Raw genomic sequence first — 13,480 nt, 5'->3', positions numbered from 1 at the left:
CGTTAGGACCAGTCTCGTCGCGGTATCGGCGAACCGTCGGCAGATGGTGAGTCGCCTGCCCTGCCGTGCCGCGGCAATCCGGCACTGCGCAACGGCGACTCTGGACGCGCTAGCCGCGTCCGCGGCTTACGATTCGGATGGCAACCGATCGAGCGCGCCGACGATCTCGTCACGCAGGGCCGGCCACAATTCGGCAACGACCGATATCCCTTCGTCGTGAACGACTTGTTGCAGGCCGGAACACAGCTCGGACAGCACGTCGCTCCCGGCTGACAGGAAGCCGCCGCTCAGGAAGTGGAATTCGCGCACGATGGTGTCGGCGTCGCCGGTGCTCAACGCGCGGTCGATCGAGGCAAGCGAGTCCAGCGTGACCCGCCGCATAACCGCCATCATTCCCGACACCGGACGCCGATCGGCATGCTGCCGTGCGGGTCGCTCGCCGGCGCCCGACGCAATCGCATACGGCCGGAGCGCGCGCTGCAGTGCGTGCAGCGTCACGGGTTTTCGCAACAGTGTGCGGACTCCGGAGCGGGTCGCGCGCACTTCATCTTCGGCGCTCGCGTGTGCCGTCATCGCGACGACCGGGAGAGCGGCATGCTGCTCGCGTATCGAACGGGCCAGCGTCCAGCCGTCCATGTCCGGAAGGCCAAGGTCAGTCAGGACGACGTCGGGATGCGTGTGACGCACGTGCTCGAGCGCGTGCTCGCCGCGTTCCGCGAACACCGCGTCAACGCCCAGTTCGCCGAACTGATCGGCCAGCATCATGCGCGTCGCCGGATGATCTTCGACGGCTAGCACACGCAATCGCGCACCGTTCGGGCCGAGCAGCGCGCCGACGTTGTCCCCGTCGCCGTCGTGCTCGTCGGCCGGCGCGTCCGTCGTGACCGGCAGCGGGATGTCGACACGAAACGTGCTGCCCACGCGCGGCTCGCTGTCGACCGCGATCGTTCCCGACATCGCATCGACCAGTCGCTGGCACAGCGCAAGCCCGAGACCGGTTCCGCCGTATTCACGATGAATGGTGTCGTCGGCCTGTTCGTAGAGCTCGAAGATCGCCGCCTGCGCGGCCGCGGAAATGCCGATTCCGGTGTCGACGACCCGAACTTCGACGCGTTCAGCACCATCTGCGCGATATCCGCGAGCCAGCACGCTCACGCTCCCGGCTCGGGTGAACTTGATCGCGTTGCCGACGAGATTCGACACGACCTGCCTGATCCTGATCGGGTCGCCGATCCGGTACGGCGCGAGGCCGTCCTCGATGTCGGCGCGGAACTTCAGGCCCTTCTTCTCCGCGAGCGGACGAAACGATTCCGCGACCTCGCGCAACAACGTCACGCAATCGAACGGCACGGCATCGACGTGCAATTGGCCGGCCTCGACCTTCGACAGGTCCAGTACGTCGTTGACGATATGAAGCAGCGCCGTCGACGACGAATCGGCCAGCGCGAGCCGCCGACGCTGCACTTCGGACAATGTGCCGCGCTTCATCAGTTCGAGATTGCCGATGACTGCATTGAGCGGCGTGCGGATTTCGTGGCTCATGGTCGCGAGGAACACCGATTTCGCGCGATTGGCCTGATCGGCGGCTTGCCGCGCGGCGTCGAGCGACTGCTCGATCAGCTTGTTCGCCGTGATGTCGACGACGGTGCCGAGCAACGCTTGCCTGCCTCGATATTTGACCCGCACGAAATTGACGAGAAAATGCGCGTCGCCGCCTGCGTCGTCAGACCGCTCGAGCGTAATCTCTTGCGCGGGGATCCCGTCGGGACGCGCCATGCCATCTCTCGTCCGAATGTGCGCGAACGTCTCCCGGATTCGGAACGTCAGCGCCCCGGGCTCCGCTCCGCGCTCGTGGCGCGTCATCGCCTGATTGGATGTCAATACGTCGCCGGTCGCCTCGTCGATCAATGCGAGACCGACCGGGGCCGTGCGGATCAGCGTTCGATTCAACTGTTCGCTTTCCTGCAGACGCGCCGCGCGCCGATAGGAGGGCGTCAGGATCCGGCGATCGAGAACGATCAGGCAACCGGCCAGAATCGCGAGCCCGAGCAGCGCCGCTGCGGCGGTCACGGCGAGACGCTGCGACACGCCTTCGAGTACGGCTCGCATCGAATACACATTGACGAGAAACCAGTCGCTTCCCGGTAGCACCCCGCGAACGACGAACCGCCCGTCGCTCATGCGGTGCTCAAGCCCGTCGGCAAGATGGTCCGGCAGTCCGCGCGCCGCGTCGTGCCAACCGGCACGACGCACGCCGGGCGAAACCGCAACGATCTGCTGCGCCGCATCCACGACGGCAAATCCGGCGTCCGCGCGCCCGTCGCCCCCTTCGTCCGGAAGATCGAACGGCGCGATCGAATGGACCAGCAATGCGATCGGTCGCCCCTGCTCGTCGAACACCCAGCTCGCACAACGCAACAGCATGTCCGACGTGACGGGATCCTCGCGCGGCGGCAGCCAGATCACCGTGTCCACGGCTCGCCCGGGATGCCGCGAAACTTCCCGCACCAACGCCGCGACATCGGGCCACGCCCGCGGCAACACGACGGCCAAGTTGTCCAGCTTGTCGTGCGGCAGCGGCGAATCCGGAGCCACGCGCAATAGTGCATCGACGAAATGCCCATCGAGCCCGATCAGATAGACCTGATCCGGTCCCATCGTCGTATGCTTGCGGCCAACGGCATTTCCGAGCAGCTTTTCGGACAAGGCAAGCAATGGCAGATAGTCGCGGTAACGATGAGCGGGATCCGGAATGGCATGGGCCGCATAGACCAGGCTCGGATCGGAGGAATCGCGCTCCAGCAGCCTCCCTCTCACGGCAAAAGCCCGTTCGACTTCCGGCGACGGTCGGCGGCCGGGATCCCACGCTCGCTCGGCAGCCGACGTGACGCGCTTCAGCAGTGTCGTACTCTCCGACATGCCGACAAGCAGACGCGCCTTCTCCGTCAGAAAGCGCGCATGCATCGACGCATGGAAATCGCTGACCTCCAGCAGGACAACCGCGGCCGCACACAATACGATGAATACGCCGAGCGCGGCCCCGCCGACCGTCAGCAGCACGCGCTGATACGCGCGCATCCACTCCGGATCGAACTCCATCCGGCGCATCGAGCGCCTGTACCGGTGGAGCCATTGACGGAACACGGGCATCGCGCGCCGGGTCATTCGCCCGGTTCATCGTCGCGGCCGATCCCCTCGTCGTACCGGATCAGGTCGGCGTCGCGCGTAATGCCGAGCTTGCGCATCGCGGCGAGCTTCTGCGCGCTGATGGTCTTCTTGCTGCGATGGAGTTTCTCGGCAATTTCCGTCACCTTGTAGCCTTCGCGAAACAGCCGGACGATTTCGGATTCGCGCCGCGACAACGCGCTCGTGCGCGCCGCATTGCCATCGGCACGGTCGAGCAATCCGGAAATCGTCGGCGACAGGTACCGGCCATTGCCGTACGCGATATGGGCGGCCGTCACCAGATGGGACATTGCATCGGACTTGCTTACGATGCACTGGACGCCGAGCGACCGAAGCGCGCGGAACACCGTCGGCGAATTGAGCATCGTCACCGTCACGATGCGCAGTGCCGGATGGTGGCGCTGCAGATACTCGATGATCGACTGACCGTCACCGTGGGTACCGGCAGGCATCACGTAATCGAGCACGAGAACGTCACACGGCGTCGTGGCGAGCCTCTCGATCAGCGCGGAGGTGCTCGACACGATCGCCGCCACGTCGATCGTCGGAATCTCGGTCAGGATCTGCGCGATACCGTGGCCCGAAACCGGATGGTCGTCCGCCACGATCACACGTACTGATAGCTCGTCCATCGTGCGTTCGCAAATTGGACAGCTGGCGCCTCGCGACGACAGCTTGTCGTTCATGCCAAGTCGGCGGAGGCATTGTATCTCAATAACAATTGAGATCGTTTTCCTGAAGGCTGTTGTGTTTCGATTGTCTCGCGAAATTCAGATCAGTAAAGACCGGCAATTCATTCGTCGTCGTGGAAATACGGCGATTCCGTAAAGGCACGGCCGCGCAAATGCGCGTGCCCGTTATGCGGAAATGTGCGTAACGCGGCCGCTCGGGCGCCTATTGGTAGCTCAATGTGAATGTTGCGCGCGCATTCGCGCTTCCCGGTGTAACGGTCGCGCCGGTCTGCACATAGCTGACGCTCAACGGAATGGTAAGCGCCGACTGCCCTTGTGTGATCGTACCCGCATGCCACTGGTTGATATTGCCAACGGCGGCTGAATCGGGCCCGAAGCCGACGAGCGTGCCGCTGCGCCGTATCTGCATACCGACGCCGGAGGCGGTGGAGCCTTTCCTCAATGACAGTACCGTCGACGTATTGGTCGGCACGGTCGCATCGGTGAGCGTCACATACGCGTTGGTCGAAGTCCCGAGGTTTCCGCCCGAGCAATTCAACACGATGTCGAACATGCGAGAAACCGTGGTCGTTCCGACCCCCTTGAACTGCACGGTGGCCACAGCGCCCATCGGTACCGTGACCTCCGGCGTTGCCACCTTGCAGGTCGGCACGCGCGGCTGGACGACGACGGGCGATGTGAATCTATACTCGACAAGCAGATCGCCATTCACGCTGCCCGCTCGATAGGCGGCGTATGCGCCGTTGAGCACGCCTCCGGCTGTAATGTCTCCGGTTTTGATCAACTGAACTGTAATCGGGTAATTCTCATCCCAAGAAGTATTGACGACATAGTCGCCCTTGAATGGCGCTGCGGTTCGATTGGGGCCCGCAAGTATGCGAATCCCGATATTCGGAATGGCCGTCGGATAAATACCGCTTGAATCGGAAACGCCCGCTCCAGCAACGTAAGTATACACACCGGGCGAACAGCTGACCGTTGCGCGTGAACTTGCCTTATTGTTGAAGATCGGCGCGCCGGTAGCTTCGTATATGACACCACCGACCGGAACTGAATCAGGATCGAATTCAGGTGGACTGAAGCCTGACACCATCGCAACGTAGTAGTTCAGTCCATTGCTGGTCAACGACTTGCAAGCCGCCGATACATCGTTGGCAGCAAAACCTGCCGAAATGAAAATCAGTTTCAAAAGCGCTTTCATCACTCGTTTCCATGCCTCATGTTGATCATCTACCGGATGACCACCGTGCGCATGCCATCCTTCCCGCAGCCGCATGACGAATCGATACCGCAATCGCGGCCATTCAATGCAGGCGCCGCCTGTGGCACGGTCTGTCCGTTTGGTCGACTTCTGGTCGGCGCGCCCCTTCCGTGCATCTAGCCGGCGTGCAGTGGCTCGCGATCTGACGGGGCCGGTGCAGCATTCGCCATGCCCCTATCCACGCATGGCAATTCGAAGCTACGCAGTGACTGCTGCGTACGCACCGGCAGCGAATATGAAATCCGGCACACGGCCTTGACATTTCCCTTTTCCCACTCCACGTTCAGTTCGCCCTTCTCCGCCAAGCCGCGCGCCAGCAGCTTGCCAGCTTGCCCGACCACACCGATGTCCTTGCCGTCCTGATCGGTGACCACCGCGCCGAACGGCACCGGCGAGCCGTCCGCCTGCCGCATGCGAATCACCGCCGATCGCCCGTACTCGGTCTTGAACACCAACAACGGGACGGCGCCTGCCAGCGGCGCGACGCGCTGGCTCGTTTCCTTCAGTTCGACGTCCGTGGACAGCCCCTTGGGATCCAGCGACACGTCGTTCATCGAGAACGGCGTCAGATACGGCACGATTGCATAGCCGTTCCGGTCAACCCTCACGCCCGACGCGTTGGTCACCCGCGCGCCTTCCGCGTGCTTCGCCTGGACGATCGCGAAAGTCTCCGACAGCGGTTGCGAAAGCGTGAGCCCGCCGCGGTGCGCGACGATCGCGCCGCGCGCCCCAATCGAGAACTGCTGGTAGTCCGCGCTCGCGCCCACACTGCCGCTCACTTCCGTGCGCGCGCCACGATACGAGACGTTCGCGCCGCCGCTGGTCTGCGCGCTGCCCACGCCGCTGCTGCGGTTCACGTTCACGCCGTACGACAGGTTGCTGTCGACACCGGCCGAGCCGCTCAGGCTGGTCGAGATCTGCGTCGTCCCGCGCGTGTCGCGATTGAAGCTGGTCGACAGCGTCGCCGGCCGGGTGCGGCCGATCGGAATCGACAGCCCGACGTAGACCAACGTGCTGGCCTGCCCCCAGGCATCGCGCTGCCGCGTCGCCGACACGTTGTACGACACGTTCCGGAACGCATTGCTATAGCCGACCGTGAAATCGACGTCCGATCCACGGCGATTCCAGTAGGTCGCCGTCGACGCCGTCACGCTGAGGCTGCCGCCCTTTTCGCCGAGCTGCTGGCTCGCGGTCAGCGACGCGCGGTTGCGCTGCCGGTACAGCGTGCCCGAAGTCCTGCTGGACTTCGCACGATGCCGCGCGGCCATCGCGTCGTTCAGGCCGAAATAGCCGTTGGTCGAATAGCGATATGCGGCGATCGCGACGTTCGTCCCTGTGGCTTCGACCGTCTTCGCATAGCTCACGCGAAAGCTCTGCCCCGAATACGTGCGCTCGTTCGAGATCCTGGTCGTCGCATGAGTGACGTCGACGCCGATTGCACCCCACGCGGTATTCAGCACCGCCCCGGCCATTGCTGCAAGGTAGCCTTGCGCGGCCGTCGCGCCTCCATAGCCTGTCAGCCCGTTCGTGAAACCGCGCTGCCAGGTCGCCTGCGTGAACACTGGTGTCGTATTCGGCAGGTTGCGCACCGCCCCTGCGGTGAAACTGTAGCGGTTCTGCCCGGGACGCAACGACATCGGCACGGCCGCATACGGCACGGAGAACGAATGCGTCGATCCGTCCGCTTCCGTGACGACGACGTTCAGGTCGCCCCCATAGCCGGTCGGATACAAATCGTCGATCACGAACCCGCCCGGTGCGACCGTCGTCTCGTACAGCTTCACGCCGTTCTGCGAAATCGTCACTTTCGCGTTGGTGTTCGCGACGCCACGCACGACGGGCGCATAGCCGCGCTGCGACTCCGGCAGCATCCGGTCGTCGGTGTATATCCGCACGCCGCGAAACGACGTCGAGTCGAACAGGTCACCGGACGTATACGTATCGCCGATCACGAGCTGCGACGACCATGACGCCAGATCGCGCTGCACGTAGGTCGCGACGTTCTCGTAGCGCCGACGGCCGCGGTCGTCCCAGTTGAACGACCCGCCGTGCCGGAAATGCCAGCGCCGGTAGTTGAATCCGCCATCGATGCCGACGTAGCCCTGCGTGCTGCCGTGCCCAGCGCTCGTGCGCGAGTTGTAGACGTTCGCGTTATAGCCGACCATCGCGACGGGCACACCCTCGCTCCACTGATCGGGGCTGACGTAGCCGCGCGCGTGGCGGCGCATCGATATCTGCGGGATGCTCAGGTCGAGCCGGAGCTCGTTGAAGTCGAAGCTGACGGAGGCCTCCGGAATCGCCTGACCGATGCGCACGCACGCGCCTTCCCGGTCCAGCAGCGCGTGAACATCCGGCGGCAGGCGGCTCAGATCGACACCGATGCGGTCCAGCAGCGCCTTGTCGAAGCATGGCTGGGCGTCCGGCGTAGCCTCCGCGGCCTTGAACGGCACCTCGAGCCGTCCTGCCCAGTTACCGTCGACATAGACGTCCGGGCTGTAGAGGCCGGCACGCACCACGTTGCCGCGCGAATATCGCGACACGTCGATCGCGCCCGAGCCATTATTCAGAAATCCGCCCTCGAATTCGACTTGCGCGATTTCCGTCTGCGCGACCTGGAGCGGCCGGGCGCCTTCGTGCGAGGCCGCACGCGCATCCGTTTGCCAGCCGGCGACGATCGAGAGAACCAGCGCGCATATCGGCTTGAGCCGAGGCCCGATTTCCGCGTGCGGGCCGTTGTATTTCTTCTTCACGTACTTCCGCTCCCCATTGATGATTCGCTCGCCCCCGTCTCGTCCGCGTCCCCCGGCCGCTCGAGTCGCTGTTGCCCAACGTCATGTCACTTCGCGATCGTCGCCTCGTGCGCATGGCTGGAGCCCCAGTCGTCCACGCTGCTGTACAGGACCGTCCCGCCCGCGAGCGCAACGCCGTCAGCGCCGACCAGCGGAAAAGATGCCGTTTCACCGGCACCGACATATCCGAGTTCCGCCGCGTAGGTTTTCCCGCCCGACTTCAATTCGACGCCGGCGAGATTGACGACGTATGGGCTCGGATTGGCGGCTCTCAACACAGGGCGGTGTGCATCGTCGGTGCCGAGTGTCCATTTCAGCCGCGCCGGCGCGTCCCATGGGTTGCCCGGCAGTCCGGCGGGCCGGTACATCAGCTTGACCCGCGTGCGAAACGCGAACTGCAGCCTGTTGATGTCGTCCTTGTCGTTGACCTTGGGCGGTACATCGAGCACGTTCAGCCAGAACAGCGACTCCTTGTTCGCCGGCAGCGGCTCGCCGGTGTAAAGAATTCGCAGCGTCTGCCCCTTGGCCGGTTCGATGCGGAAGATCGTCGGCGTGATTACGAACGGCACGTCGATCGCATCCGGCGATGCGCGCTCGTTCCCCTTGTCGATCCAGGCCTGGACGAGCGCGGGCAGCTTGCCGTCATTGGTGAGCTGCACCGTGACCTCCTTCTCTTTCCCGGGGAAGACGACGCGTGTGCCAGACAACGTCACGCTGGCTTGCGCGTTCATGCCGAACAGCAGCGAAACCAGGATCGCGACCATTGCATATGGACGAATCATCTTCATTTCCTCCCTTCTTTTTATATGGACTACGAATAAACAAGACCACCGTAAGCGCATCGGCAGGCACCCGGCGCCGGCCGCCTTCCAGTAGCCGGCGCGCTTGCTTCAACGCATCGTGCGATCAGGGATAGACGAGCGAATACGTGACGAACGAGTTGGCCGAACCGCCGGTTACGGTCGCGCTCGTCGCGACGTACTGCGCGGCGAATTGCAGCGTCGCCGTGCCGGTGCCGCCCGCAGCCGTATCGATATCGACGGTCTGTGCGCCCTGCGCCGAGCTTTCGGCACCGATCTTGATCGGGTCGTACTTGTCGTTGAGGATCGCGATCTGCACGCCGTTCGCCGCATCGGCACCGGTCAGCTTCAGGCGGCCGGTCGCGAGGTCGACGTTAGGCCCCGGTTCGAACGCGACCGACACCTTCTTCACCGGTGCTGGAATGACGCTTTCACCGTCCTTCTTGTCCGTCGCGCATCCCGACAGCGTGAGTGTGAATGGCGTCCGGCCGGCGGTTGCGCCCACGGCGGCAAGCTGGTTGGTAGACGCCTTCGGCAGTGCGACGGTCAGGTCGTTCGTCCCGCCGTTGATCTTGCAGGTCGACGCGACGACCGAGCCCGTAAAGTTAATGGTGCCATCGGACGCATGAGCCGTATTGGCGGCAGCACATGCGAGACCGAACATTGACATCACCAGCGTGGTCTTTTTCATTTATATCTACTCCGTTGTTGATGATACTAACTTGATATAACCAATGTTTACGCCCGCCACCGGGCAGCTACTCCGCGCAGGACCCTCCATGAACGCGCAACTTATTTCCCAAAAATAACTACTCTTGAAAATTCGCTTTTACCATCTCAAACCGGGCCAACATCAGTCGATATCTCCAACCAGATTCATACTGATGGCACATTTGATAAGATCGACATCATTCTTTACGCCAAGCTTTTTCATCGCATTTATTTTCTGTGCGCTTATCGTCTGTTTCGCCTTGTTCAACCGTTCAGCGATTTTTACGATCGGCATGCCTGAACCGAACAACCTGACAATCTCGATTTCGCGTGCAGACAATTTCGTCGCCCGGCGATTGCGGTCTAAGCCGTTCGACTCCAGCATGCTGCGGATCGAAGGCGACAAATACCGGCCACCACCGTGGCTCGCGTAGATCGCGGCGATGATGTAGCCGACATCGTCGAACTTGCTGACGACCGCGGAGACGTCGCGTTCGAGAATCGAGCGAATGATCACGGGATTTTCCCGCGTCAGGAGCGTGATGATCCGGAGTTCCGGAAACGTTCGTCTCAGATATCCGAGCAACGGCAATCCGCCCATCGCATTCCTGATACGCATCGAATAATTCATCATGACGACGTCGCATTTCGAATTGCGAAGAGACGAAAATAGTTCATCGGAGTTTTTGCATATTCCGACAAGGCCAATCGAATTGGTAACCGACGCGATATATTTCATGCCAGCCAGAGTTAATGGGCAATCGTCCATGACGACTGTATTGATACTGAGACTCTTCATCGCGACCTCTGCAATCCCCGCAGGTAATTCTCTTTATTAAATTCCAGTATCCGCATGCACCGCACCTGGTATTGAACAACTCATGTCGTCAATAATTTTATAAATCGCGATACAAACCGGATATAGGACCCCTGCTGGAATTCTCGGCCATCAATAGGACAAGTCTTATGTTTTACGATCTTTGACATTTGACCGTAGCCTGGCGTCTACTTCATTCGATGCGACGCTGTCGATATCGTGTCTTTTACGCGAGCGGGTGCGCTTCTCGCGATGGCGCCGCAAAAAGGCGTGAGGAACGCTGACCTAGGCCATCTCTAGCATCTGGACGACCAGATCGGCATCCGGGCATGTCGAGAACACCCAGCCGACCATCCGATCCGTAAGCAGATCGAGTACCACGGCCAAATAACGCCAACGGCCCTGCACCCAGACATCCGTCGTGTCACCACACCAGACCCGATCATGCGCGCCAACCTCGAATTCACGATCGAAATGGTTCGGGACATCGATCCGCTAGACCGTGGCCTGCTTGTGGGCATGGCGACCGCTGCTTGCAGATCAATCCAGGTTCTTCGGTCAAGCGGCTTGCCTTGAAGCGGCCAATCGCCGTACCTTCTCCGCGCATCATCTCCGTGATGCTGCCGCTGCCGGCAGAGCTTCGGCCATCGACGAACAGCTCGCGTATCCGGCTACGCACTGCCCTGCGCCCGGCCTCGATGCGCTGGGCACGCTCAAGTCACGCGTACGGACAGGATCGTGATACGTCGAACACCGCTCAGATCAGTTCGACCGCTTCGCTTGCGACAATCGGATCAGTTGCCTCGCACGTTCGACTCCGACATCAGCGGCGCTGCCCACGTCGACATCGTTTGCATCTTGCGATCACTGCCACACGCGTTCAACGCATTTTTTGCGCGCCGCGGTGTGCTCTACATTTTGCTCATTGCGCATGCAATTCGTGTAGGCCGCCACGTACTCTTCAAACATCCTTTGCGCCTTATCAGGCGAAGCAACTGTCAATCGCGCAGCAAACTCGCGCGAGCCTATTTCGAAATGCTGATAATCGATCGGAAAATTCCAGTAGCCGCCCCAGCCGAGAAATCCATTGTCAGCAAATATGTCAATGACACTCTCGGACATCCCTGGTCGTTTAGCTTTGTTCGGCCGAATATCGCGACGATTGACAGAAATCAGCGCAGCGACAGACGGACGAATCGAGGCAATACCGTTCTTTCCAAAAGAAATATAGGGATTTTGGACGGGATTGATGTCTATCGCCACACCATATGCATGAAGCGACCATTTTTTACCGCCAGTGATCGGTCGCGAATTAAATGCAGAAGTATTGTTGTCGTCCATCGACTCGATGTCGCCGCCATTGTAAAAATCGATCGGACGTGACTTGGCCAGCGGGAATTTTAACTTGTATAGTTGGTCGAATATTACCTGCACCCGAGGTGCGACCGCGTCGAGTACGACAACGACACCTGTTCGCCGTTGACCCGAGAAATCGACATATGAAAACGAGACATTTCTCAGGCGTTCACACGTAACGGGAGAATTTCTCGATATCACCCCTCTTGCTTGCATGGCTCCACATCGCGCGGGTGTAATCGATGATATTTCGGAAAATGCACTTGTACTCGGTAGTGCGACAGACATCAGGAGCATTAGCTTGTTCATAGTCGGAACAACTAATCTTGAGTTCATTTGATTTCCTTGTGTGATAAGCACTTCCCGGATAAGTCAAGGCTCTTGTGCGGCGAACGATATCTGTCGATGACTACACCATCATGCGGTGCGGGCGGGCGCTCGCTTCAGCGAGAACACCTGTCAACGTGCGTCGAACAAACCGCGAAGCCGAATTACTGGTGAAAAGCATATCGATGTTAATTATATTTTTATATAAGACATATAATTGCATTTACCATCCGTTAATATGACGCGTCTCAGGCTCTGTTTGCATTTCGTAGTGACGACCGCGCGGCGCCCGCGTAGCGGACTCGTGCCGCGACCAGATGGTCGCCGCGCTGATCCGAAGGCACTTCTGCCATCACGGGGTGGATGGCCGGCCGGCGCGGTTACTTCGTCTTGTCGTCGCAACGCGACAGATACTGCCGATGCAGCGTGATTCGGTATGCCTCGAGATCCCCGCGCAGCACGGACCGGTAAGACGGCAACGAATCGCAGTAGCCGTAAGCGGTCCGGATCGTTTCCGGATCGCGGCGGATTTTCCCGTTCAGGTAATCGCCGACGCACCACTCGCGATCCAGTTGCCGCATCGTCTCGCGATATCTCGCCTCCTCCCGCTGCTCGCATGTCAGTCTTTCGAGCGATCGGGCGAACGTACGTTCCACCGAATCGACCTGCGTCACGCTGGTGCCGGCCGGGCGACCGCGCGTCGCGACGTCGACGTTTTGCTCGAGCGGGGAGCGGAATCGGTATGCGTCGACTCGATGCTCGACGCCGTGCGTCGTCGCCCGATCCTCGTCGATCCCGCCGACCGTCGCGGGATCCGGCTGAGCTGCGCAGGCGACGCCCGCAACAAAAAAAGCGGACGCGACGAGTGCCGGTTTCGGCATTGGCCGTTGCGGGTCTCCGCCCCTCGCCGCCGGCAACGCCTCCGCTTGCAGGAGCCGGGGCGGAAATGCCGGAATCGCACGTTGCGAAAACGTCATGACGTGGTACGTGCCGGCAGATAGATCAGCGGATCGACCGCATAACCGCCGCGGCGGATTTCGAAATGCAGCCGCGCGTCGCCGTCGCCGCTACGACCCAGTTCCGCGATGACCTGGCCCTTGTGCACCTTGTCCCCCTCCTTGACGAGCATCGTTCGGTTGTTCGCATACGCCGTGAGAAAGACATCGTCGTGCCGAACGATGATCAGCCGGCCATACCCTCGCAAATCGCTTCCCGCATAGACGACGACGCCATCGGCAGCCGCCTTCACGGGCGCGCCCACGTCGCCGGCAATATCGATGCCGCGATCGCGGCCCGGCGGCGAGGACAACTCGCCTTGCACCGGCCACATGAAGTCCGGTGAGCGACCTTGCGACAGGCCTGTCGCCCTGCGAACGCACGGCGACTCGAGCTCGGCCGGCGCCGCGGACGGCGGTGCTGCCGATCGGGCATGCGCGACGTTCGAACCGACTACGGCCATCAACAGCGGGATCATTTTCCAGTTCATTTCCACTCCTTTCACTTCAATTCATCAAAGTCGGCGACCATCGCGTCACACTGCC

General features: G+C 61.3%; 10 protein-coding genes. All 10 read right to left on the bottom strand.

Translation table 11 applies throughout. The features are described 5' to 3' along the window. Positions 1-126: 126 nt before the first annotated feature. The 10 genes from HWX62_RS10230 to HWX62_RS10185 all read right to left on the bottom strand — a co-directional run bounded on the left by HWX62_RS10230 (position 127) and on the right by HWX62_RS10185 (position 13,425). The gene (locus HWX62_RS10230; RefSeq protein ID WP_244136016.1) at positions 127-3,099 is read right to left on the bottom strand and encodes a hybrid sensor histidine kinase/response regulator; all 2,973 of its coding nucleotides are present in this window, start codon (positions 3,097-3,099) and stop codon (positions 127-129) included. Positions 3,100-3,161: 62 nt separating this feature from the next. After that, on the bottom strand, positions 3,162-3,818 hold the full coding sequence (locus tag HWX62_RS10225; RefSeq protein WP_175928764.1) for a response regulator: 657 nt from the start codon (positions 3,816-3,818) through the stop codon (positions 3,162-3,164). Positions 3,819-4,080: 262 nt separating this feature from the next. Beyond that, positions 4,081-5,079 (bottom strand): fimbrial protein, encoded by a 999-nt coding sequence (locus tag HWX62_RS10220; RefSeq protein ID WP_175928703.1) that lies wholly within the window; start codon positions 5,077-5,079, stop codon positions 4,081-4,083. Positions 5,080-5,255: 176 nt separating this feature from the next. Beyond that, a complete protein-coding gene (locus HWX62_RS10215; RefSeq protein ID WP_175928704.1) occupies positions 5,256-7,889 on the bottom strand; it encodes a fimbria/pilus outer membrane usher protein in 2,634 nt (877 codons plus the stop codon). Positions 7,890-7,975: 86 nt separating this feature from the next. Beyond that, positions 7,976-8,716, bottom strand: coding sequence for a fimbria/pilus periplasmic chaperone (locus HWX62_RS10210; RefSeq protein WP_244136015.1), 741 nt, complete (start codon positions 8,714-8,716; stop codon positions 7,976-7,978). Positions 8,717-8,834: 118 nt separating this feature from the next. Further along, positions 8,835-9,419 carry a fimbrial protein gene (locus HWX62_RS10205; RefSeq protein ID WP_175928705.1) on the bottom strand — a complete coding sequence of 195 codons (585 nt, stop codon included), beginning with the start codon at positions 9,417-9,419 and terminating at the stop codon, positions 8,835-8,837. A 162-nt stretch (positions 9,420-9,581) separates the two neighbouring features. After that, a complete protein-coding gene (locus HWX62_RS10200) occupies positions 9,582-10,238 on the bottom strand; it encodes a response regulator transcription factor (protein WP_175928706.1) in 657 nt (218 codons plus the stop codon). An 882-nt stretch (positions 10,239-11,120) separates the two neighbouring features. Then, positions 11,121-11,828, bottom strand: coding sequence for a M15 family metallopeptidase (locus HWX62_RS10195; protein ID WP_244136014.1), 708 nt, complete (start codon positions 11,826-11,828; stop codon positions 11,121-11,123). 491 nt (positions 11,829-12,319) lie between these two features. Continuing rightward, positions 12,320-12,820, bottom strand: a complete 501-nt coding sequence (locus tag HWX62_RS10190) for a hypothetical protein (RefSeq protein ID WP_175928708.1) — start codon at positions 12,818-12,820, stop codon at positions 12,320-12,322. 92 nt (positions 12,821-12,912) lie between these two features. After that, entirely contained in the window at positions 12,913-13,425 is a 513-nt protein-coding gene (locus HWX62_RS10185; RefSeq protein ID WP_175928709.1) for a peptidoglycan DD-metalloendopeptidase family protein, read from the bottom strand. Between the last annotated feature and the right edge of the window lie 55 nt (positions 13,426-13,480).

Origin of the sequence: Burkholderia sp. BCC0506 (genome assembly GCF_902833145.1) — a bacterium.
In the GTDB taxonomy this organism is placed as follows: domain Bacteria; phylum Pseudomonadota; class Gammaproteobacteria; order Burkholderiales; family Burkholderiaceae; genus Burkholderia.
This window is presented reverse-complemented; position numbering and strand designations above follow the sequence as displayed.

Bases quoted from the DNA above. Each gene is read 5' to 3' on its own strand.
- HWX62_RS10230 (WP_244136016.1), bottom strand. From the start codon at position 3,099: ATGGAGTTCGATCCGGAGTGGATGCGCGCGTATCAGCGCGTGCTGCTG.
- HWX62_RS10225 (WP_175928764.1), bottom strand. From the start codon at position 3,818: ATGGACGAGCTATCAGTACGTGTGATCGTGGCGGACGACCATCCGGTT.
- HWX62_RS10220 (WP_175928703.1), bottom strand. From the start codon at position 5,079: ATGAAAGCGCTTTTGAAACTGATTTTCATTTCGGCAGGTTTTGCTGCC.
- HWX62_RS10210 (WP_244136015.1), bottom strand. From the start codon at position 8,716: ATGAAGATGATTCGTCCATATGCAATGGTCGCGATCCTGGTTTCGCTG.
- HWX62_RS10205 (WP_175928705.1), bottom strand. From the start codon at position 9,419: ATGAAAAAGACCACGCTGGTGATGTCAATGTTCGGTCTCGCATGTGCT.
- HWX62_RS10200 (WP_175928706.1), bottom strand. From the start codon at position 10,238: ATGAAGAGTCTCAGTATCAATACAGTCGTCATGGACGATTGCCCATTA.
- HWX62_RS10195 (WP_244136014.1), bottom strand. From the start codon at position 11,828: ATGCAAGCAAGAGGGGTGATATCGAGAAATTCTCCCGTTACGTGTGAA.
- HWX62_RS10190 (WP_175928708.1), bottom strand. From the start codon at position 12,820: ATGCCGAAACCGGCACTCGTCGCGTCCGCTTTTTTTGTTGCGGGCGTC.
- HWX62_RS10185 (WP_175928709.1), bottom strand. From the start codon at position 13,425: ATGAACTGGAAAATGATCCCGCTGTTGATGGCCGTAGTCGGTTCGAAC.